General features: G+C 60.4%; 17 protein-coding genes and 4 pseudogenes. 18 read left to right on the forward strand and 3 right to left on the reverse strand.

The genetic code is table 11. The annotated features are described in order from the left end of the window. Positions 1 to 557: 557 nt before the first annotated feature. Positions 558 to 1,606 (reverse strand): annotated as a pseudogene (locus IVB50_RS18430) (IS110 family transposase). Between the two features lie 278 nt (positions 1,607 to 1,884). On the opposite strand from IVB50_RS18430, the gene IVB50_RS18435 reads away from it, so the two are divergent. Continuing rightward, positions 1,885 to 2,349, forward strand: coding sequence for a DUF2840 domain-containing protein (locus IVB50_RS18435; RefSeq protein WP_247296851.1), 465 nt, complete (start codon positions 1,885 to 1,887; stop codon positions 2,347 to 2,349). Continuing rightward, entirely contained in the window at positions 2,346 to 2,858 is a 513-nt protein-coding gene (locus IVB50_RS18440) for a S26 family signal peptidase (RefSeq protein WP_247296853.1), read from the forward strand. The genes IVB50_RS18435 and IVB50_RS18440 overlap by 4 nt, the downstream gene beginning before the upstream one ends. A 515-nt stretch (positions 2,859 to 3,373) precedes the next feature. Here the strand turns inward: IVB50_RS18440 and IVB50_RS18445 are convergent. Further along, positions 3,374 to 4,414: an IS110 family transposase gene (locus tag IVB50_RS18445; RefSeq protein WP_247296855.1), complete on the reverse strand. Its 1,041-nt coding sequence runs from the start codon at positions 4,412 to 4,414 to the stop codon at positions 3,374 to 3,376. Positions 4,415 to 4,597: 183 nt separating this feature from the next. Here IVB50_RS18445 and IVB50_RS18450 point away from each other — a divergent pair. The 8 genes and pseudogenes from IVB50_RS18450 to IVB50_RS18485 all read left to right on the forward strand — a co-directional run bounded on the left by IVB50_RS18450 (position 4,598) and on the right by IVB50_RS18485 (position 12,106). Beyond that, positions 4,598 to 5,315, forward strand: a pseudogene (locus IVB50_RS18450) (lytic transglycosylase domain-containing protein). 193 nt (positions 5,316 to 5,508) lie between these two features. Then, positions 5,509 to 6,597, forward strand: a complete 1,089-nt coding sequence (locus tag IVB50_RS18455) for an IS110 family transposase (protein WP_247296890.1) — start codon at positions 5,509 to 5,511, stop codon at positions 6,595 to 6,597. A gap of 1,220 nt (positions 6,598 to 7,817) precedes the next feature. Beyond that, positions 7,818 to 8,108 carry a DUF3363 domain-containing protein gene (locus IVB50_RS18460; protein ID WP_247296860.1) on the forward strand — a complete coding sequence of 97 codons (291 nt, stop codon included), beginning with the start codon at positions 7,818 to 7,820 and terminating at the stop codon, positions 8,106 to 8,108. Positions 8,109 to 8,135: 27 nt separating this feature from the next. Then, positions 8,136 to 8,585 (forward strand): annotated as a pseudogene (locus tag IVB50_RS18465) (DUF3363 domain-containing protein); the annotation flags it as partial. 24 nt (positions 8,586 to 8,609) lie between these two features. Beyond that, positions 8,610 to 9,545: pseudogene (locus IVB50_RS18470) on the forward strand (type IV secretory system conjugative DNA transfer family protein); the annotation flags it as partial. 425 nt (positions 9,546 to 9,970) lie between these two features. Continuing rightward, on the forward strand, positions 9,971 to 10,405 hold the full coding sequence (locus IVB50_RS18475; RefSeq protein ID WP_247296862.1) for a hypothetical protein: 435 nt from the start codon (positions 9,971 to 9,973) through the stop codon (positions 10,403 to 10,405). Next, complete coding sequence (locus IVB50_RS18480; protein ID WP_247296864.1) at positions 10,402 to 11,043, forward strand: SDR family oxidoreductase; 642 nt, start codon at positions 10,402 to 10,404, stop codon at positions 11,041 to 11,043. The genes IVB50_RS18475 and IVB50_RS18480 overlap by 4 nt, the downstream gene beginning before the upstream one ends. A gap of 67 nt (positions 11,044 to 11,110) precedes the next feature. Beyond that, a complete protein-coding gene (locus IVB50_RS18485; protein WP_247296866.1) occupies positions 11,111 to 12,106 on the forward strand; it encodes a nitrilase-related carbon-nitrogen hydrolase in 996 nt (331 codons plus the stop codon). A gap of 1,124 nt (positions 12,107 to 13,230) precedes the next feature. Here the strand turns inward: IVB50_RS18485 and IVB50_RS18490 are convergent. After that, positions 13,231 to 13,443, reverse strand: a complete 213-nt coding sequence (locus IVB50_RS18490) for a hypothetical protein (RefSeq protein ID WP_247296867.1) — start codon at positions 13,441 to 13,443, stop codon at positions 13,231 to 13,233. Positions 13,444 to 14,401: 958 nt separating this feature from the next. On the opposite strand from IVB50_RS18490, the gene IVB50_RS18495 reads away from it, so the two are divergent. The 8 genes from IVB50_RS18495 (at position 14,402) to IVB50_RS18530 (ending at position 21,742) form a co-directional block, all read left to right on the forward strand. After that, positions 14,402 to 15,007, forward strand: a complete 606-nt coding sequence (locus IVB50_RS18495) for a hypothetical protein (protein ID WP_247296869.1) — start codon at positions 14,402 to 14,404, stop codon at positions 15,005 to 15,007. 103 nt (positions 15,008 to 15,110) lie between these two features. Next, complete coding sequence (locus IVB50_RS18500; RefSeq protein WP_346731107.1) at positions 15,111 to 16,406, forward strand: MFS transporter; 1,296 nt, start codon at positions 15,111 to 15,113, stop codon at positions 16,404 to 16,406. A 214-nt stretch (positions 16,407 to 16,620) separates the two neighbouring features. Continuing rightward, positions 16,621 to 17,835, forward strand: coding sequence for a TlpA disulfide reductase family protein (locus IVB50_RS18505; protein WP_247296871.1), 1,215 nt, complete (start codon positions 16,621 to 16,623; stop codon positions 17,833 to 17,835). A 195-nt stretch (positions 17,836 to 18,030) separates the two neighbouring features. Continuing rightward, a complete protein-coding gene (locus IVB50_RS18510; protein ID WP_247296872.1) occupies positions 18,031 to 18,372 on the forward strand; it encodes a hypothetical protein in 342 nt (113 codons plus the stop codon). Then, entirely contained in the window at positions 18,372 to 19,667 is a 1,296-nt protein-coding gene (dctA, locus tag IVB50_RS18515) for a C4-dicarboxylate transporter DctA (RefSeq protein WP_247296874.1), read from the forward strand. The genes IVB50_RS18510 and dctA overlap by 1 nt, the downstream gene beginning before the upstream one ends. A 568-nt stretch (positions 19,668 to 20,235) precedes the next feature. Next, a complete protein-coding gene (gene trbB / locus IVB50_RS18520; protein ID WP_247296875.1) occupies positions 20,236 to 21,156 on the forward strand; it encodes a P-type conjugative transfer ATPase TrbB in 921 nt (306 codons plus the stop codon). After that, the gene (locus IVB50_RS18525) at positions 21,153 to 21,479 is read left to right on the forward strand and encodes a TrbC/VirB2 family protein (protein ID WP_247296876.1); all 327 of its coding nucleotides are present in this window, start codon (positions 21,153 to 21,155) and stop codon (positions 21,477 to 21,479) included. Before trbB ends, IVB50_RS18525 begins: the two co-directional genes overlap by 4 nt. Beyond that, positions 21,479 to 21,742: a VirB3 family type IV secretion system protein gene (locus IVB50_RS18530; protein WP_247289291.1), complete on the forward strand. Its 264-nt coding sequence runs from the start codon at positions 21,479 to 21,481 to the stop codon at positions 21,740 to 21,742. Before IVB50_RS18525 ends, IVB50_RS18530 begins: the two co-directional genes overlap by 1 nt. Position 21,743 lies beyond the last annotated feature (1 nt).

Here is a 21,743-nt window from a genome sequence, read left to right on the forward strand (position 1 = left end):
TCAACCCGCACACATCATCGCATGGTCCTTCTGGCGCAGAGCTCACCAGGCTGCCGCTCAACGCGCCCACTTCAAATCAAAAAAGCAACTGTAATGCTAACATACTGACACTAACTTCTTGTTGTGAATCAGTACGTTGTGAACAAGTCGGCTGCGCGTGCAACGAGGATGCCTCATGTGCTCACTCTGTCACGCGCAAAATTTCGCTGCAATACGATTGTTATCTCCAATCTGCGCGCGCGAACGCGGTCGCGCGCAAATCTTCGCGATCGTTGGCGTCGACATCATCGCCTGGTGCGCGTCACGTCCTTTTGCGGCCACTCGCTCGTCGAGGAGAACTCGCTAACATCCGTGGTTGGCACGATGGCCACCACAAGCCGGAATCTGAGGAAAGGGCGGTCAGGCTAACCAGCGCCGTGCGTGATGGCTTCAAATGTCGTTATGAAGCCGCCGGCAAGAAAAGTTGCGATCTCACCCAAATCCCCGTCTCCTCGGGAGACGCCGCTCCGCCGTGGCGGAAGAAGGCGCGCGTGGAAGCGGCCGGGTCGCGGAGGCCCTTACATCACCGCAGCGACCCGGCCGCGCTTGCCGCCGGCGCCAAACCGGAACGTGGTGCCATCGATCCAGATCTTGTGCAGCAGCACCGCGCGCGCTCGCGCCACCGCGGTCGCCGCGCGCTTCAGACCCTTCTTCCTGGCCAGCCGCAGCCCCCACAGCCGCAGCTTGAAGTTCTTCGGAATGCGCGTGAGGATCGCGATCGCTGCCTCATACAGCATCGCCCGCGTCAGCCCATCGCCGCATTTGGAGATGCTGCCGATCCGGTCGGTCTGGCCGGATTGATAGCGCCGCGGCGTCAGCCCGAAATGGGCGCCGACATTGGTCGACTTCCTGAATCGCGCCGGATCGTCAACGGTGGCACGAAACGTCAGCGCCACGAGTGCGCCGACGCCGGGCACCGTCATATCCGTCGCACCGCGCTGTCGCTGCGCGCCGCCGTCAGCGCCAGGCGGTGCAGTTTTGCCAACTGCAGCCGCATCGCGTTGCGGGCGTCCAGCAGCGGCGCGACAATGGCTTCCATTTCCTTCTTTCCGGCCATGATCTCGCGCACCCGCGCATCAAAACGGCCGACCGAGATCTCGCCGACCTTGAGGCCGAACGGGCGCAACAGGCCGCGGATCATGTTCTCCATGTCCAGCACCTTGCCGAGCATCGCCTTGCGCCCGACCAGCAGCGCGCGCAGCGTTTGCGCGCCTTCCGACTTGACGTGCACCGCGCGGAACCAGCCGGTCCGCATCATCTGCGCAATGCCTTTGGCGTCGTTCCGATCGGTCTTGTTCAGCATGGCGTTCAGCGCCGCCTTGGCATGGCGGGTTTCGATGCAGATCACGGGCAGGCCCTTTTCGGCAAGCGCCGTGAACAGCCGGGCGCTGTACGAGAAGGCCTCCAGCCCGACGCGCTTGAGGGGGATTCCCCATTCCGCCAGGAACAGCTCGATCGCATCCGGATCGGTCTCGAGTTTCGCTTCCCGGACCACCTTGCCGTCACCGTCCACCACGCAAATGTTGGTCGCCTCCAGCGACACGTCGAGCCCTGCATAGAAGTCCATCATGCGCCTCCACCGCCGATCGCCGGCACGCACCGCGCGTTCCGTTCGCGAATCGCTGTGAACCATTTTCGCAGCAGCACGGCCGGCGAGGGGGCACCGGTCAGTACCCCGGCTAACCAGAAATCCTTCGGATTTCTTCTAACGGACCAGGCCACAAGCCGCCCTGGCGGCGACTGGCAGTGGCGGGCCGTCGGTCGTGCTTGCCGCCAGAGGCCGTGCAGGTACTTCACTGTCCCCAAGGCTCACCGCTCCCCATTCCTGCCTCAGGGAGCAACGGCATGAGCGATCTCACCGAAGTGGAGGTGCTGTGGCTCGAGAAGCGGATCGAGAACCGCATTCGGTTCGGTCGCGTCGTCAGGGAACGGAAGCTTGATCGCCATCGGCGCGTCCTGTCATTTGCGCCCGGCAGCATCTTTGCCTTCGTCCGATGGACCTCCAACGACTTTGGCACGATCATTTCGCGGATTGACATCTTGCGCGCAGTTGCATCGGGACAGCGCTGCTCGACCGTACCGTATGTGAAGCCCGGCGGAGAGATTCTACTGCGTCTCTCTGGCTGGCCGAAGGTCGAGCGCGTGCTGCAGATGACCGATGCCATTGAGGCGCTCGGCATCGATCCCGCCGACGTCGCGCCTGATCATTGGCATCACGTTCACAACCGCCTGTCTGTCAACGAAAACCCGCGCCCCTACACCAAGGCACGCCACCAGGCCTGGCTCCATCGTCAGAGGGTGATGCGATGACAGGCCGCTTGAAGACGCTGACCGCAACGTTTGGCGCCGCTGCCGCGCTTGTCGCAACAACCGTCCTGAAGCCGCTTCCACTCTACATCTGGAATGCATCGGCGAGCGTGCCAATCGGTCTCTATCGTTTGCGCCCAGCGAGGCGCTTCCATGTTACCGAGCTGGTCGCAATTCAGCCGCCGGAGCCGCTCGCGACCTTTCTCGACCTGAACGGCTATCTGCCGGTCGGCGTCCCCATGCTCAAGCGGGTCTTGGCGCTCCCTGGGCAGACGGTCTGCAGAAACGGGCTCACGATTTCGGTCGATGACATCACAGTCGGCGAGGCGCGGAATCGCGACGGCCGCGGCCGGCCGCTGCCGAAATGGCAGGGTTGCCGCTTGGTCATCGACGGTGAGCTGTTCCTCATGAACTGGCAGTCGGACGACTCCCTTGGCGGTCGATATTTTGGATTCATTCCCGCGTCGGCCGTGATCGGCCGTGCCCTGCCGGTGTGGACGTGGGAGGAATGATCGTGCGTGTTCTGCATTTGCATCCTGCCATTCCTCTGTTCGATCAAGTGCAGGACCATTCCTCCGTTCTCTAATCGCGGCCCATCATGCAAGCCCTTTCTTTCCCATTCTCAGCACACCGAAAGATGCTAGTTCTTTCCGTCGAACCGATGGCGAGCAAAAGTTTGTTTGGCACGGCGAGGTCAAGCCCGGAGCCGCCGAAGGCGGGGGCGCAAAGCGCCAGGCTTGAGCTCGCTGGGCCAAACAAACAAACTGTTCCGCCAGTTTCGATCCTATGCCAAGCTGCTGTCCATAGTGTCAGTCGCTGCCGAGTCCACGGTTCTCTTCGCAGTCCGATTGGCTCAACTGCTGCATTTATGCGTCAGAAGGTCGGCGCCGCTATGTCCCGAGCGCGGTCCCGAGCGCGGTCTGCATTTCTGCAGCCGCAGGAGGAATGGCGCGGTCGCCGGCGCTCGTCCCGGCAGGGACCTCTCACCGCCATCGCTGACAGCGGATCTCCATGTTGTTTGTACCTGCTAGGCGATCGCGGCGCGGGCACCCCACTGGAATGGCGTCCCGTCACGCCACATGTGATGCAGGATGACCGCCAGTTTCCTCGCAACTGCGACCATTGCCCGTTTGCTACCCAATCGTTCGATCAATGCGCGTCCCCATTCCTGGAGTGGAGAGGGTCGAGAGCAGCGGCGCAGCACGACGCAAGCAGCCTCGTAAAGCAAGGTTCGCATAGCTGGGTCGCCAGCACGCGAGATAGCTCCAGCCCTGTCGGTTTCACCCGACTGGAATCTTCGAGGAGTAAGCCCGAGATATGCAGCGACGGTTCGCGAGCGCTTGAACCGGTGTGGATCTTCGACCGCGCCTATGTACGAAAGCGCAACAATTACGCCGACGCCAGGGGCAGTCATGAGACGCTTGGCGATCGGATCGGCCGATGCCCGCCGGCAAAGCGCGCGGTCGAAGACTGCGATTTGCTCCTGCAGGGTACCAAGAGCAATCAACATTGGTTCGACAATGGTCAACAGCACCGGATTGTCCTGGATCGCCGACCGGGCAATTTGGATGTATCGCCGCTGACTTCCGATCTTGAGGATCAAACCGAATGTCTTCAGCAGTCCGCGGACCGTATTCTTGATCTTCAAGGCCGTGCTGACGAGCTGGGCGCGTGCGCTGATCATCGCGCGGATTGCGTAGGTATCCATACTCTTGACCAGCACTTGCCGGTACCAGCCAACGCGAACGACCTGTGCGATCCCTTGCGCGTCGTTGGCATCAGTTTTGTTAATCTGGAGCGACAACGCTGCCTTGGCATGACGGGCATCGATGCAGATAATTGGCACTCGGCGCTTCTTAAGTTCGTGGAAGAGCCACACGGAAAGCATTCCGGTCTCGAGGCCGACCCGCATAGCATTTGGCGCGTGCTTGCAGAGAAGTTTCTCGATTTCGTCTGGCGTCGATGCACAACATCCTCGCCAGAGCGTTTGACCGGTTTCGTCGACAACGCAAGCTTTGGTTTCTTCAAGCGACACATCAAGACCAACATATTGAGCCATTGGGTGCATTGCATTGCTCCTTCGACGGGGAATCAGTGCGGAGAGCCTAGCAATGAGTGTTCTCCGCGATTACCCCATGTCCCGACCAAAGCTTGCAAGGCCGACGCGCACAGCAGCGGTCCAGGGCGGCCGAAAGGCCGGCGCGAAGCGGCTTTACCCTGGACGGGCGCGAGCACGGCGGCACGCTTGCGTTTGTTCGAGAGGAGCCTGCTCGCTGTTGTACCGTTGCTCGCTGCGCTGACCGTGAGCAACGTTCCTGCTGTCGCCGAGACGCAACCCGCGAACCCCCCAGCAAGATATGCAACTGGCGAGCCATTCGCGGATTTCGTCGAGCAAGCCTCACGTCGCTTCGGCGTGCCGGAGCGTTGGATACGCACAGTCATAGGCGTCGAAAGCGCCGGAGACGTGCGTGCAAGGTCACCGAAAGGCGCCATGGGGCTGATGCAGATCATGCCCGAGACGTGGGGCAGAGCTACGTCTGCGGTACGACCTCGGCAATGATCCCTATGATCCTCGCGATAACATTCTTGCGGGGACCGCGTACCTTCGGGAACTGCACGATCGGTACGGCTCACCGGGCTTCCTTGCGGCCTACAACGCCGGACCTGGTCGCTACGAAGAACATCTCGCCGGTCGTCCATTGCCGGCTGAGACCCTGGCCTATTTGCAGAAGCTTGTGCCTGTCATCGGTAGCGACACCGCAGCTTCTGGTGCCGTCGCGAGTCTGCGGCCACCAGCAGCGGCGCTCTTTGTTGTGCGATCTGAAAGTTCGAACACCGCTGACCCGCTGCTGCTCGGGCGCTCGTCAAATCGGGCTCCGACGGCGGCCTCCGTTCACGACATTTCGGCCATCGTGCCACAGGCAACAGGGTTGTTCGTCGCGAGATCTGATGCAGGAGGCTCGCGATGATCGAATGCGCAAGCTGGCATTCAGTGCCGTACGTCGGAGATGAATGGGCGGAAAGGCGAACGCAGTGGGCAGGGACGACAGCAGGATGGCCGCCCGTAATCGGTCTCCTGCAGAACTTGCGGCGGCGGAGCAGATGGTCTGCGCGATGAATATTGCGCACACTGCACCGGCTCAGCAACGCGGGAGGCGTGTGATGGAATTCTTCTGTGGTTTGGACGTCGGCATGGACGAGACGGCGATCTGCGTGGTGGATGCGACCGGCAAGGTGATGCTGGAGACGGCGGTGGTGACCGATCCGGACGCGATCAAGGTGGCGCTGACGCCCTATCTTGGCCGCTTGCGACGCCTTGGTCATGAGGCGGGATCGCTGTCGCCCTGGCTGCATCCGGAGCTGCTCAGGCTGGGCCTGCCGGCGGTCTGCCTGGAGACTTTGCATGTTCGCGCGGCGCTGAAGGCGCAGCGCAACAAGACCGACCGGGCAGATGCGCTCGGGATTGCCCACATCATGCGCACCGGCTGGTTCCGGCGCGCCCATATCAAGAGCGAGGCCTGCTACCGGCTGCGGCTGTTGTTGACGCACCGGCGCAATCTGAAGCGCAAGTTTGTGGACCTCGAGAATGCGATCCGGCACTCGCTGAAAGTGTTTGGCATCCGGCTGAACCGGGTCGGGCGCGGCGGCTTTGCGCAAGTCGTGCGCGAGGCGGTGGCCCACGATGCGCTTGTCTGCGAGCTGATCGACGCCATGCTGAATGCGCGCGCGGCGCTGTGGAAGGAGTACTGCCGGCTGCACGACCTGGTGGTTCGCCTGGTCGCCGGCCATGAGCTGTGCCGGCGCTTCACGCAGATTCCTGGCGTCGGCCCGATCGCGGCGCTGAGCTTTATGACCGCGGTCGACGATCCCTCGCGCTTCAGGCGCTCGCGCGACGTGGCGGCCTATTTTGGCCTGACCTCGCGGCGCTGGCAGTCCGGCTCGTCTATCGACGTCAAGGGCCGGATCAGCAAGGCGGGCGACGGTGACGTGCGGCGGGCGCTGTACGAGGCGGCCAGCGCTTTGCTGACTCGCTACAAGAAAAAAGACAAGGTCAAGGCGTGGGGGCTGGCGCTGGCGAAGCGCTCCTCGCACCGCAAGGCGACGGTGGCGGTAGCGCGCAAGCTCGCTGTGATCATGCATGCGATGTGGACCAGCGGCACGTTCTACTGCGGCGATCCGGACGCCTCGGCGGCGGAGATGCATGCCGAAACAACAGCTAAGCAGCGCAAATTGCTCGGGCCCTACGCATGAGGCGCGTGATCCTGCAACCTGGCAACGACGCGGTGATGGCCGCGACCTGAACACGGAGCTCCGCCACCGGCGGATGAGGACTGGTGCAGCACCAACACGACGGAACGCACGTTATCTTGCCTGCGACGATGCATCTTCGGATGCCGACCGATCGCGCCGGATTGCCTGTGATGTGGCTCCGTCACACCGATGGAAAGATGCGCCGCGACGGCGTCCGCGCTGCCTTGCTGCAGCGAAACTGTGCCGTCGCTGAGCGCGGAAGACTGCACGGCGCATCAGGACTCGCAAGCCTCGCGGCGCATCGTGTCATGGCGTGGATCAGAGAGGCTTGTCGCAAGCGAGAAAGGAAGCGAGAATGGCTGAGGTCAGACAGACGACACGACCGATTAAGACGGCAGGATAAAAGCCGCAAGGTGCGGCCGGTCGGTTGTGAGAGAAAGTGTATGGATTTCAATGATCGACTAAACATTGCGGCGACTCGGAGCAAAGTTCAGCTTTCCCCAAGGCGCTGTTCTTACACGGCTTTCGATGCCTTGCGGCGGCCGGAATGACGCGCGAGGATGATCTTCGGATCCGTCCCGGCCGTATCCGCTCCACGCGCGCGCCCCGGACAAAGCCGTTTGTGGCGCAGGTACTCACAGCCGCTCAGAAGGCCGGCGGCCTCTCGCGAGGCAAGGATGGCCATGGCGGAAAGTTTGGACGCGTCCGCGCCGCGAGCATCGCTGCGGCACGGCTTCTCAACGCCAGCGGCCGCGGTGCTATGGTCAAGGCGCGGGTGGTGCGGCGGATGCGTTCGCCGGGCGCGTTGCGCGCCCATATCGGTTACCTGCAGCGCGACGGAGTCACACGAGACAGCGCTCAGGGCAAACTATTCGACGCCGAGGCGGATGATGCGGACGGTTGCGCCTTCGTCACGCGTTGCGAGGGTGACCGCCATCATTTTAGGTTCATTGTCTCGCCTGATGATGCGACCTCGTCATCAGTCCCGGTTATATCGCTATGGGCTTGCGCGCCGGCGCCAGCGACCTTGTCATGCGCGAACTTGGCCCTCGTTCGGAGCTCGAGACTCGCCAGAGCCTTGAGGCGGACACGACAGCCGAACGCTGGACCACACTCGATCGGACGCTTGCCCGGGAAGCGGGGACGGCGGACGGCGTTATCAATTTGAGGTCCGAGCGGGATGCCGGGCGCGATCCATTGCGGGAAAGCGGATCGGGCGCATGCGGACGCTCGCGCGGCGCGGTTTGGCGGAACCTGCGGGCCCCGCCGTCTGGGTTCTGGCCCCCGATGCGGAGACGAGCTTGCGCGCGCTGGGCGAGCGCGGTGACATCATCAAGCGGCTGCACAAAGCCCTCACGCGGGACGGCGCCAGCCGCACCCCCGTATCCTGGGCACCGGAGGGCGAAACTCATGGCGAACCAATCGTTGGCCGTCTCATCGGGCGCGGGCTTGATGAAGGGCACAGCCTTTGCCGTTTGTCGACGGGATTGACGGGCGTGTGCATCACGTGAAGCTTCCTGCTGTCGAGGCGGCCGGCGATGGGCCGATCGGTGGGATCGTGGAACTGCGCCGGTTTGCGGACACCCGTGGTCGAACACGGATTGCGCTCGCAGGTTCGCTCGGAGCTCTTTCTGGACCAGCAGGTCGCGGCGGATCGAGCAACGTGGCTAGACCGGCAGCTCGTCGCGCGAGATCCTGCCGAGCTCTCGCGCCATTGCGTTTGGCGCCGAGGTCCGTGCGCACTTGAACGGCGCATCGATGTTTTGGCCGACCAAGGACCCGCCCGGCGCGATGGCAACAAGGTCCGGCTAAGCCGCAACGTGATCGAAAGCCTCCGCGACCGCGAACTCGACGTCGTTACACGACGGCTCATGGAGCAAGCGGGGCTTCCGCACTTATCATCTGATGTAGGTGAGCAGATCTGAGGGGATTATCGTGGACGTCTGTCAGTGGCGTCCGCACGCTTCGCGATGATCGAGAACGGCCTCGGCTTTCAGCTTGTGCCCTGGTCGCCTTCGCTCGAGCGGGAGTGGCCGCGTTCGGTGATCGTCCACGAAATCAAGCGCGAGAATTTCCAGTTGACCTCGGGATGGCGCGCGCGCCTTGGAGATGTAATCTTATTCGACCGACAAACACGGCAAGCGCCGCCTACAACTTGGGAAGTACGAGAAGCGCAAAATGTCTGCATATCCTGGTTGATCCCGAAGGGGCGCTCGAGCGCCGCAACCATTGGGAAAAACCAGCCATTCTCTGCTCGTCGGCGCTATCCTGCATGTCCTCTACGCTGAAGCTGACAAGACACTTGCCGGGGCTCAACTTGGTGATCGCGTTCATCCCGTCGTCGGAGCGATTGGCGCATTCTCGATCTCGTCGACAAACCGCAGCCCGTTTCACTCTATCTCGTCGTGCCGCCATCCGACATCGTCCACACAAAATTCCTGATGTGGCTCATCCTCAATCAGATCGGACGGCGCCTGACTGAGAGCCTGGATCCCGACCGGCGCCGTCAAAAGCTCCTCCTGATGCTCCACGAGTCATGCAGCTCTGGGCCGCCTCGATTTGTTCGAGAGCCAGCTTGCCTTCATGGCCGGCTATGGCATTCGCAGTTTCCTGATCACTCAGAGCTTGAACCAGTTAGAACGCGCCTATGGACCGAACCACGCGACCTCGACAATCGTCACATCCGGATAGCCGTCTCCACAATGACGAGCGCACCGCTAAGCGCGTCTCGGATGCGCTGGGGACCGCGACCGAACTGCGCGCCATGAAAAACTATGCCGGGCATCGCATAAGCCCCCTGGCTTGGACACTTGATGGTGAGCCGCCAAGAAACGTCCTGTCCTCTCCTGACGCCTGGCGAAGTCATGCAGCTCTCATCGAAAGAGGCGATTGTGATGGTGTCGGGCCTCCACCCGCTGCGTGCCACCAAGGTTCGTTATCACGAGGACCCGATAACGACAGGGCCAAATCGAACGGACCGAGCGCCTTAGATCGGGACCGACGGCAGATATCTGAGGGCTGGGAGGCCGCATGAATGAATGCTGAAATCTGAAGCGAGTTGAGACGAGGTACGGCCTGCATTCGAGCTGCCGCTCGATGGGGTAACGCTGCTTGCTTGAGCAAGCGGAAGCCTCTCCAGAGTTCCGGAAGCTCTTCTCAAAAGTTGGCCTACCAGTTTTTGCGGATTGCATCGCAGGGCCTCTGTGTTAGCAATCCACCTTGCACGGTCTTAGTCTGCGAAATCCTGTCGAAAATGCGAGAACTTGCACTGCCCCAAACTTCAGCAAACTGGTGTAACGTTATCCGTTTACGTCAGATTGCAATGAGGCAACCCCTGAGACCGCCTGCAATATGTTTCCACAATTCTAGAGGAATGGAACTACATCGTCCACTTTCGATGGAAGGACAACTGGAGAAGCACATTGGCTTGGAGCCGTTGAATGAGACCCAATCCCGCCGGATGGCGATGATGGCCAAGCATCCTCACACCAAGATCAATCTGATCAGCTCGCTGGCCTCGCGACAAGACGGCGTTACGCAAGCAGAGTTGCGCAAGGCCACAGGATGGAAGCTTGTCCCGATGCCCCTGATCGCGAAGCGGTGCAAGATGAAGCTGATTACCAAACGTGAGAAGGGCAGCGTCACTCGCAAGAACGGTAAGATCGCGAGCAAGAGCGGCCACTTCACCACGTACTACATGATGGCGCATCATTTGACTACGGCAGTTGCCGACGCGACTACCGACACAGTGGGCAGAAAGCCCTATCCGTCAATGCATAAGCCAAGTGATGCGGAAAACGCGTCATGAGCCAAAGTCCTGCAGGGAACCGCGAAGCTATCCCGACAGCGAGGCTCGGCTATTTTTCACGCCGGCTATCCCGCTTCGGAGGAAAGCGCGAAACTGTTATAGCCCATTTCGATGCCAATGCCGAAATCGCGAAACTCGGCTCGCTCGCGCAAACAACTCAGCAGAGCGTTGACGTCTTCGTCAATTTCCCCGGATTCTATTTCAATACTCACAAGGCGCTGCCTCTCGCGCGCAACCCGAGCGAGATCGTCTTCACGGCTTCTTCGTCCAATCAGGTCGGAATCGCGGGAACATCGGTTGTGTCGGCATCCAAGGCCGAACTGTGCCACTTGACGCGAGCCCTTGGCACCCAACTGATCCGCCGAAGCGCTCGGATAAACGCCGAGAGCTCGGGCGTCACCGAAAGTCCGCTGTTTAGAAACATCGGCATTTTCGAGACCAGCGTGCAAGACCGCGGAACGGTACCGCTGGAGCAGATAGCCGCGAAACACTTCGGTAAGCCACGGAAGATCGCGGCGCGTGAGCTTCCTCGCTTTCGGCGACGCATCCTACATCACCGGCATCGACGTGGCTGTCGATGGCAGACGCACACAGCCTTGAGCCCAACAAGCCCCCATGGGCTCGAAGAGCCCCCGTGAGAGTCATCCGTCATCCTCTACACCAGTTGCAGTGCAACGCGGAGCTCACAATGTGCAGAAGAACAGAATGAGAAAAACCATTAAGGCAGCCGCCGTACAGATCAGCCCCGTGTTGTACAGCCGAGAGGGGACAGTCGAGAAGATCACCAGAAAGATTCGCGAATTGGGCAAAAAGGGGGTGCGTTTCGCCACGTTTCCCGAGACCATCATTCCCTACTACCCGTATTTCTCGTTCGTCCAGCCGCCCTTCACGCTTGCCAAGGAGCATCAGAGGCTGCTTGAGCAGTCCCTTACGGTACCCTCTGCGGAGACGCATGCGATCGGTGATGCGGCCAAGGACGCCCAAATGGTCGTTTCGGTCGGCGCCAATGAGCGGGACGGAGGATCGATCTATAACACTCAGCTCCTGTTCGATGCGGACGGCACGCTCATCCAGCGTCGCCGCAAGATCACCCCCACCTATCATGAGCGGATGGTCTGGGGCCAAGGCGACGGTGCCGGCCTTCGCGCCGTAGACAGTGCCGTTGGCCGGATCGGCCAGCTTGCGTGCTGGGAACATTATCTCCCGCTGGCAAGATACGCCTTGATTGCCGATGGCGAGCAGATCCACTCCGCCATGTACCCCGGCTCAATCTTCGGCCCTCTTTTCTCCCAGCAAACGGAAGTGAGCACCCGACAGCATGCCCTTGAATCGGCCTGCTTCGTCGTCAGCGCAACCGCATGGCTCAACGCCGACCAACAAGCCCAAATTGCCAATGACACGGGCGCTGCTATCGCCCCGATTTCCGGCGGTTGCTTCACGGCTATCGTTGCCCCCGATGGTCAATTGATAGGCGAGCCCCTGAAGGAAGGTGAAGGAGAGGTGATTGCCGATCTCGACTTCATCGAAATCGACGGGCGCAAGAGAGTGATGGATGCAAGCGGTCACTACAGTCGCCCTGAACTGATCAGCCTGCTGATCGACCGAACACCTTCTTCGCACGTCCATGAACGGACTATTCCTCCGAGGAGCGTGGCGACTGCCGGCCTTCATCGCGAGGACCGTGCTGCGGACGCCTCTTGACATTTTTTGGTCCTCCCCGCCCGAGCCGGAGATGGCGCATCCCCGCTTCGACCCGAACGGCCGGAGATCAGGTAATCGCCCGAGAGTCACGTGCGCAAAGAGAAAGAGCTTGTTTGCAGCAGGGCCATGCGGGCCGCTTGGCATGATCCAGACCGATTCTCTATTGGAGAAATGACTAGCTGCGGAGCCTCGCCAATGACCTTCAGCCTACAGCGCACCCGGTCACTGCAGCGGCAAGTTCGCTTCAGGTGTTCGAAAAGTTACGCTGACCGCCGCGCCCATCCTTGCCGCGCCCCGCCTTGAGATCTGGATGTTGCCTCGATGAGGACCCGCTCATGTTGGGAGCCTACATCGTCAGCTCGAGACGGCTCGTCACGGCAGGTCTTTCCGAGTGGCGCCAAACGGCGGACAGATCAGGTCCAGGCGATCCCCGCCGGGGAAGCTGGCGGCTGAAGGTGAACGCGCACTCAAGCTATGTGATCTCCATGCAACGGCAATCCTGCGCAACACGAGCGCCCATTCGGGTTAGGAATTTTATGGAGGACGACAAAAACCAGATTACTCGCCGAGAAGGTGCCCACGGTTGCGCTCAACGATCCGGACCCAGCCCGCGGCTCGAGAAATGGGCCAAAGAGTACGAAAAGCTGTGTCCTGGACCCGGCCTCCAGATGCGATGAAAATTCATAACTGCCGCCGCACGGTGCTCTGGAAGGCGCTGGCACGCTCTCAGTAAACAACCGCACTTTCAGGGCGCAGTATCCAGGCCTATGCTGGCGGGATGGAGCAATCAGTACTTTTCAGGTGCCCGCGCAGACGGGCATGAACGTGCAGCAACTGCTGACGGGACTGGAGCAGATCGGTCCCGATACTCATCTACCGGTCGTTTGGCCGGCATGCTCCTCGGTCCATTTGGTGAATGCCTCCACCGGCAAGCTGTGACCACAGTGCTTCTGAAGTGCGGTGAGGGCAGTCGACGGGTGCCATCCGGCATGCTCACTCCGGTTTGGGTGCGCATCCTTTCCGGCGTAGTTCGCGTACCATCCCTGGAAAATCCAGCGCCTTAGAGGGGTGATGCTTGCTGCCGCTGCAGGCGTCGCAGTCGCCCTCGCTGCCGGCGCTCTTCCTCAAGCTTCGGCACCATCAGAAATGGTGCTTACGGCTGGCACGGTGCGGTGCAGCGGCAGCGTGCGTTGAAGATTGCGGCTGGCCGGCGAAGGTTTCCCCAGCTTAGCATCGTATTTCTCGGCCAGCACCAGAAGCCGCTTTCGCGTGAACGGATCGGCCTGATCAGCCATCGTGGGCCCGCTCTGCAAGCTCCTGTAGAACTCGACATCCATGATGTGCCCTCACTCAACGCCACCAGGATTTGCACTTAAGTACATCGGGCGGGCGAACAGGGGGGCCTTTCGCAGAATGTTCTGCAACGAGGCTGTAGCAGCCGATTTGGCGCAAGTAAGCTCGCCGTCGGCAGGGGCAATTCACATTTCAGTCCTCCATCGATCCGGAAGCGACGCCCGGGGTGCGGGCGGACCCATGAATCGCGTGGCTGGCGAGGACCGGCACAACGAGCGCTACGTCTGTAGCCATAACGAGGGGGACCCGCTGCGCGATCCACCCGCCTGCCAGCGGGACCGACAGTTCCCCTGAGGCCTCCTGACAGGTGAGTGGTCGCACCGGGCCTGCTGATACGTTTGAACAGCCGTAGGACGGGCTCGACGTGCGGCACGCGAACGGGTGTAAGTCCTATCGCACGCTGGTGATGCATGCCGGAAATCGGGCGAGGCGCGGGTGTATTTGGTCGCCGCATGAGCTGGTGCGCTTCTTACGAGGCGCATCACCGCACAGGGAATAAGGCCGGTGCGTCCGCGCGGTTCGTTCGCGACCTCGAGGGCGCGAGGGCGCATCTAGATTGCGCCTGCGCCTCGTTTTGGATCGGCAACTTTGTCGATTTGACGTAAGGGTGCACGCACCGTCCCCGAAATCGCGCGTCTATCGGCGACCTGCTGTCTAGAGGCACAAGAGGCTACGCCGTCTGGCGCTGGTCTTTAGGAATCCGCCCTTTCTTTCTTTCGGTACGCCAGGCTGCGACCAGAATGTCCCCGCGGTTGAAGCGGCATGCGGTCTCGGCCCTTTTGTCGTGCGTCATCGCAGGGCGATTCATCTGTTTCGACCAAACATCCAGACCACGCGCGAGCAAGCGCAGGCGGTGTGCGGTCGCAGAAAGAAGGAAGCTGGAGTATGCAGATTAGCGGCGGGCGCCGGGAAGAACCGAGCTCAAGTCGGAATGAAGCTGAGGTGGACGCGCAGCCGAGTCCAAGCGAAGCTCAGCAGACCAGAAAGATAACAATTCAACTTTCTGAGTGCATTTTCCAGCGACTCGAAGCCGCGACTGACCGCCCTGGTATGGGCAAGAGCGTCGTCGTCGAGGCGGCACTTGAGCGCTTCCTGGATCCGGCGCCGCGTATAGAGGGTCTGGTTTACGAGGCGATCGAGCGAACGAATAAGCAGGTGCTCAGTCTGCGGACGGACATTGCGGTGATCGCGGAAACAGTGGCTCTCCATGTGCGATACCACCTCACGCTGACGCCGCCGATGCCGCCGTCCAAGCAGGACGAGGCGTGCGTACTGGGCCTCGAGCGCTTCAAGGCTTTTGCCGAGCAGGTCGATCGTCGCGTACGGTTTGGCCGGCCCTTGCTGCAGGAGGCAATTGATAGCTCGGGAAGTTCCAGCCGATCCGGGCCTGAATTGGGCGGCGGAGCGTCACGCGCCGTTCCACGAGCGCCAGTTGAAGAAGAAACCCACTGCGTGGCCGTCGTAGGTGAAAACTCAAACGCGGGTGCTGTCGCCGAGGAGGGCGGCAGCAATATCCACTTTCGACAGCTGCCAAACGCCTTGTGTTAAAGCCAGTGGCCGCGTTTTGAGCGACACGCGCAGCGATGCCGCTGGGCTGAGATCAGGCGAGAAGCCGGTCAACCGGGGTTGGAGCTGGCGGATCATCTCTTGCGTGTTCCTTCCCTTTGCAGCGGGATGTTATCTTTCCTACCTGTTTCGGATGATCAACACGCTCATTTGTGACCGCCTCGCCTCTGAATTGGAGCTTGGTACGGCCGATTTGGGGCTGTTGGGCTCGATCTACTTTCTAGTCCTTACCGGCAGCCAGATTCCGATGGGCATGCTCTTGGATCGCTTCGGTCCGCGCCGAGTCCAGGGTGCGCTCTTGCTGCTGGCTGCCGCAGGCGCTGCGCTTTTCGGACTATCGAATGGATTTCTGTCGCTTCTGATTGCTCGCGCGATGATAGCATTAGGTACCGCAGCTTCCCTCATGTCTGGCCTGAAAACAGTCGTGCTCTGGTTTCCGAGAGAGCGCGTGGCGCTCATCAACGGCTGTATGATCATGCTGGGTGCACTGGGCGCGGTAACGGCAACCGCACCAGCCGAGGCATTGCTTAACTGGATAGGCTGGCGCGGTCTATTTGAGGTGCTTGCCGCATCCAGCGCCTCCGCGGCCGCTTCGATCTATTTTTTGGTTCCAGAGCATGAGGCAACTGCGAAGAGCCCTCCAGGGACAGTCAGCCTGAAGACCGTCTATACGGATGGGCGGTTCTGGAGAATTGCGCCGATTTCTTCAACATGTATCGGGTCCGCGTGGGCCCTGCAGTCCTTGTGGGCAGCGTCCTGGCTGAGCGATGTGGAAGGGTTGGATCGAACAAGCCTTGTCACTCGATTGCTCGCAATGGCGATAGCCCTAAGCATTGGCGCATTGCTGCTCAGCGTGGTCGCCGATTCACTGCGCCGGCATGGCAAGAACATTGAAACGTTGCTCTCAATCGTAGCTGCTGTGTTCATTGCAGCCGAACTCGCGCTGATATTGCATCCGCCATTCCCGTCGCTACCGTCGTGGATCGTTGTGGCGGTGGTCGGATCAGCAATCGTCCTCAGCTACGCGATCATCGGAGATTACTTTCCGGCCCAACTGATCGCGCGCGCAAACGGCGTGCTCAACGTTCTGCATTTCGGGTGGGCTTTCCTCGTCCAGTACGGGACGGGGTTAATTCTCGAGCAATGGCCGGTAAAGGACGGACACTACCCCTCAATCGCGTATCAGACGGCGTTCAGTATGAATGTTGTGCTGCAGCTGGTCGCACTAGTCTGGTTCATCGCCCCTTGGTTCAAATGGTTGAATTGGAAATCTGAGATCGCCGTCAAGCGCAAGTCGACGGGCCAAAGCAGGTCAGTTCACGTCATGATCCCGAGCGCCGAAATGGTTATCCTGGAAACCGATCATGATGTGGAGTGGTGAACTCGGCCTTCTGCCTGACTTCCCGCCTCTTCGGTCTGCGTTAAGGAGGTCCGGCCGACTGATTGCCTAAGAAGCTCCAAACAGCTGGTCGGATATGCGACATGCGTCGCAAGGTCGACAGGAATGATACGAAAAATGCGTAATATGAATGAGCGCTGGCTGGCATGCGACTTGCTGTTGTTTTCCACAGAGCCAGGTAAAGCGAATTTGAGCAATGACCAGTGTGACTGAGAGCGCAAGTCAAGTCGGTGCGGAGAATGTGCTGAGAGTCGGTTCGCCGGCTCCCTCCATCAAAGTTGAGGACTGGCTCCGTGGCCAACCCCTTACAAAGTTCGAGCCTGGGAAAGTATACATCATCGAGTTTTGGGCGACGTGGTGCGGACCATGTATCGCCTCGATGCCGAATTTGGTGACCCTGCAAAGCAAATACAGGAGCAACGGAGTTGAGGTGGTGGGCATCGCGGCTCACGAACAAGCTTCGACGGCAGATGAAGCGCGAGCCAGCTTGGACGCTTGGTTGACGAAGAGCTTGCCAGATCTGAACTTCGCGATCGCATTCGACTACTCCGGCGAAATGAACAAGCTTTGGATGGATCCCAGCTTTTCTGTCGGGATTCCCTCGTCATTCGTGGTCGATCGTGACGGCCGCTTCGCCTTTATGGGCCATCCGACGCAACTCGATAACTTGTTGCCAAAAGTTCTGAACGGCTCCTGGGCAGTGAGCGACGAAGCCAAAGCCCTGGATGCGGAGAGGATAACCACGGGCAGACGCAGAAAGCGCGAACTATCGCAGAAGCGAGCGCTGGTGGAACCGATCTTTGCCAGACTTGAAGCCGCCATGAATAGTAAGGATTGGGCGGCAGCCCTTTCAGGGGTTGAGGAGGCACTCGCTGCGATGCCGGACGATGTCACCATCCGTGGGCTTCATGCGGAATTGTTGCTTCACAAGATACGCGACATGCGGGCCGGCTTGGCGGTATTGCGCCAATTGGTTCGCGATGCGATCGACAAGAAATCTGTGGTTTGGATGAGCGTGGCCATCCGCCAACTCTTCGACCCCGCGAAAGACTACTCCGGTTTCCCACATGCCGAGCGCTTTGCCATGGGCAGGGACCTCTCCGAATACATCCTCGCGGCGAATCCGCCCCAAGGCAGCGAGGGCGCGAAGTTCCTCTCGTACGGGGCGGTCGCTCGGTACTATTACGAGACCGGTAACAGGGATCGCGCGATCGAATTGGTCGAGGTGGCGCTGAAATGGCTGGATGCAGCGCCTGCCTCCGATGTAGCGAAACGGGATCTCGTGCAGTGCTCCCTCCAGGCCTTGGCGAGCTACAGGAGTGAGAAGCTCTGTTACGAGGAGTGTTGTTCGGCACCGCAAAACACAGCTCCCGAAAAGGCGGAACCGGGATCGCCAATGGAGGCAGCGTGAGCAATGCTACTGGCTATGTCTTCTCGGCCCTTGTGGTTTTCGATCGAAGTTGATGCCTTTGGGAATGTCCGGGCATTCACCTGAAGCCAGGATAGGACGAGTGAGGGGTGAACGCAGGCGCGCCGCACCACCACAAGTTCTTTACGGTGAATGTCTCTTCAACGTACGGTCGCGGTCCGGCGCGATACGGCGAGAATGCCTCAGGTGAAGAGTGGTCGCCGGCTGCTAAGGGTGGCGGCATTTAACATGCTGGTGGCATCTTCGAACAACCAAAAAAGATTGAAATGGGTGGTGACGCTGATGCATTCGAACTCTCAAGGAAGCTTTCTCAAGTTTTTACCGCTGGTTTCAGAAGGGATTCAGGACTTTGTTTCGCGTTGGCCGCAAGCCCATTCGGGAGAGGCGGCAACCGGTGGCAACGGACTGGGTTTTTTAAAGCGGTCAGTGCGCTGTGCGCGCCGCGCTAAGGGAGCACTGAGCGAAGCCGTGCCTTCATTGTCACTCCGCTTTGGTACCACGGCGCCGGGTCGAGCGTGATGTACAATCACCGCCAGCGCCGCTCTGTTAAAGCCGCCGCCCTGTTCCAGCCATCTGGCCCCTGGTACAATGTTCTTTATATCCAGGTACTCATCGCGATCCTGATTGGCGTTCTCGTTGGCTGGTTGTGGCCTTCTGTGGGGACGAACAGCTGGGTCAAAGCGCTTGGTGACGGATTCATCAAGCTGATCAAAATGGTGATCGCGCCGATCATCTTCTGCACTGTTGTGTCCGGAATTGCGCATGTTCAGGATGCACGAAAGGTCGGCCGAGTCGGCGTCAAGGCGCTGCTTTACTTCGAGATCGTGTCAACCTTCGCGCTGATCCTGGGTCTCGTGATGGGCAATCTCGTTCAGGCCGGTCATGGGCTTGCTCCCAGGGCTGACGCCGCGGCGGTAGCCAACTACGTCAAAAGAGCGGAAGGGCAGAAGGCGGTCGATTTTCTCCTCAATATTATTCCGGATAGCGTAGTTGGCGCTCTGGCCCGAGGCGACGTGCTACAGGTGCTGCTGTTTGCCATCCTATTCGGGTTCTCGCTGATGGCGCTTGGCCAGCGGGGTGAGCGGATGCGCAGTCTGGTCGACGATGCTGCACACGCGGTGTTTGGCGTCATTAGGATCGTAATGAAGGCAGCGCCAATCGGGGCGTTCGGCGCTATGGCCTACACTATCGGCGAATTCGGACCGTCCGCGCTCGGTAAACTCATCGGCTTGGTTGCTCTGTTCTATGTGACAGCCGGGCTCTTCGTGATCATTGTGCTTGGCCTGGTCGCGCGCTTGGTCGGTTTTTCTATTCTAAAGTTCATCTTCTACATCAAGGATGAGCTGTTGATCGTGCTCGGAACATCGTCGTCCGAAAGCGCGCTGCCGCAGTTGATGGAAAAACTCGAACGGCTGGGCTGTTCCAAGCCGGTCGTGGGCCTGGTGGTGCCGACAGGATACTCTTTCAATTTGGATGGGACCAACATTTACATGACGTTGGCGACCTTGTTCATCGCGCAGGCGCTCGGGGTCGATCTCGACTTCGCCCAGCAGCTCACGATACTCGTTGTGGCGATGCTCACCTCGAAGGGCGCAAGTGGTGTTACCGGTGCCGGGTTCGTCACCCTGGCCGCAACGTTGACCGTGGTCAGTCCTGACCTCGTCCCGGGCATTGCGATCGTATTCTCGATAGACAAGTTCATGAGCGAGGTGCGCGCGCTTACCAACATCATCGGGAACGGTATTGCGGCGGTGTTTGTGTCGTGGTGGGAAGGTGAACTCGACCATGTCTCGCTACACGCGCAGCTCAAGTAGATCTGCGATTTCAGCTCGGCCATTGCGGACTAGAATCACTGTTTGAGTGCCTGCATTCTGCGTCGGCAATCGTCGTGCAGTACTGGACCACCCTGAGTCCATGGGGAATGGTGCAGGGGCATGTTACGCTCAGGGTGGTGCACGGGACCCAGCGTCGGCATTGGTGCCTGCTGCAGCCCGCCGGCTGATGTGGTTCATTATCCCACGTTTGAGCTTCCTCAAAAACTGGGAACTCAATCGTGCCCACGCGAGGGAGCGACAGTGGTTCAGGAGAAGTAATGGAGCCTCAGCAAACACCGCGACGAGGCGTAAAAATAGTAAGCTCCGGACCATTGCTCATTGCTGATTTCTCGCCTCGCGGTCGAGGGGCGGCGCGTCAAGCCGCCGCTCTTTTCAAATGCTCCTTTCTCTGCGCTAGACTACGAACGGCATACTCCCTTCGTTGCGGTAACACGTGATCTGTCTTTTATTTGCCTTCAGATGAGGGCGCGGAAGCGGCCTCAGCAGCTTGGGGCAAATCGTGGCGATCCATTCTTTTGATTCAGAAGCGAACTTGCGCGGAGCGCGTATGCTGCGTACCGCGTTGGGGCCCGCCATCGCAGGATTTTTGGAAGATCCGGCGATCGTCGAGGTGATGCTCAATCCCGACGGCCGGCTGTGGATCGACCGACTGTCGAGCGGCCTTACAGACACCGGAGAGAGCCTTTCGGCAGCGGATGGCGAACGAATCGTCCGCCTGGTCGCGCACTATGTAGGAGCAGAAGTTCATCCCGGCTCGCCCCGGATTTCGGCTGAGCTGCCGGAAACGGGGGAACGTTTCGAAGGATTGCTGCCGCCGGTTGTTGCCGCGCCGACCTTTGCCATCCGCAAACCGGCGATCGCCGTGTTTGGCCTCGACGAGTATGTCGCCGCGGACATTATGAACGCGAGCCAAGCGAGCGCGCTTCGCAACGCGGTCGCCGCACGGAAGAACATCTTGGTCGCCGGCGGCACCTCGACCGGCAAGACCACGCTGACAAATGCGCTGCTTGCCGAGGTTGCCAAAGGTTCGGACCGCGTCGTTCTCATCGAAGATACCCGGGAGCTTCAGTGCAGGGCACCAAATTTGGTGGCGCTGCGGACCAAGGACGGCGTGATCTCGCTCTCCGATCTTGTGCGCTCCTCTCTTCGCCTGCGCCCTGATCGCATTCCGATCGGCGAGGTCCGTGGGGCCGAAGCGCTGGATCTTTTGAAAGCCTGGGGCACAGGACATCCCGGCGGCATCGGAACGATACACGCCGGGACCTCGCTTGGCGCGCTGCGCCGGCTCGAGCAGCTGATCCAGGAAGCCGTCATCACCGTCCCGCGCGCCCTGATTGCAGAAACCATCAACGTCATAGCCGTTCTCTCTGGCCGTGGCGGCGAACGGCGGTTGAGCGAACTCGCCAGCGTCGACGGCCTTGGATCATCGGGCGACTACAGCCTTTCGAACATCGGAGATCAGTCATGACCACACGATCGTCTCTCGGGCCCGGCTTCATCTCAATTGTGGCGTTCGCCAGCCTTGCCCTAGCCAGCGCGCCGGCCTGGGCCGCCGGCTCGAACATGCCTTGGGAGCAGCCGCTGAACCAGATCCTGCAATCGGTCGAAGGTCCGGTCGCAAAGATCATTGCGGTCATCATCATCATCGTGACCGGGCTGTCGCTCGCCTTTGGCGATACCTCGGGTGGTTTCCGGCGGCTAGTCCAGATCGTGTTCGGCCTGTCGATCGCATTCGCCGCATCGAGCTTCTTCCTTTCGTTCTTCTCATTCGGCGGCGGAGTGGTGATCTGATGGACGAGCCAGTCCCGGAATTTGTGGCTCCCGTCCACCGCGCGCTCACCGAACCGATCCTGATGGGCGGCGCGCCGCGCGCGGTTGCTATCCTCAACGGCACACTGGCTGCCGCACTCGGTCTCGGCCTGCGCATGTGGCTGGCCGGCCTTCTCCTCGCTTTCGTGGGTCACATGGCTGCGGTCTGGGCCGCAAAGCGCGATCCGGAATTCGTGGAAGTCGTGCGCCGGCATGTTCGCGTTCCCGCTCACCTCAGAACCTGAA

The organism is Bradyrhizobium sp. 87, assembly GCF_023073015.1.
GTDB classification, from domain to species: Bacteria; Pseudomonadota; Alphaproteobacteria; order Rhizobiales; family Xanthobacteraceae; genus Bradyrhizobium; species Bradyrhizobium canariense_D.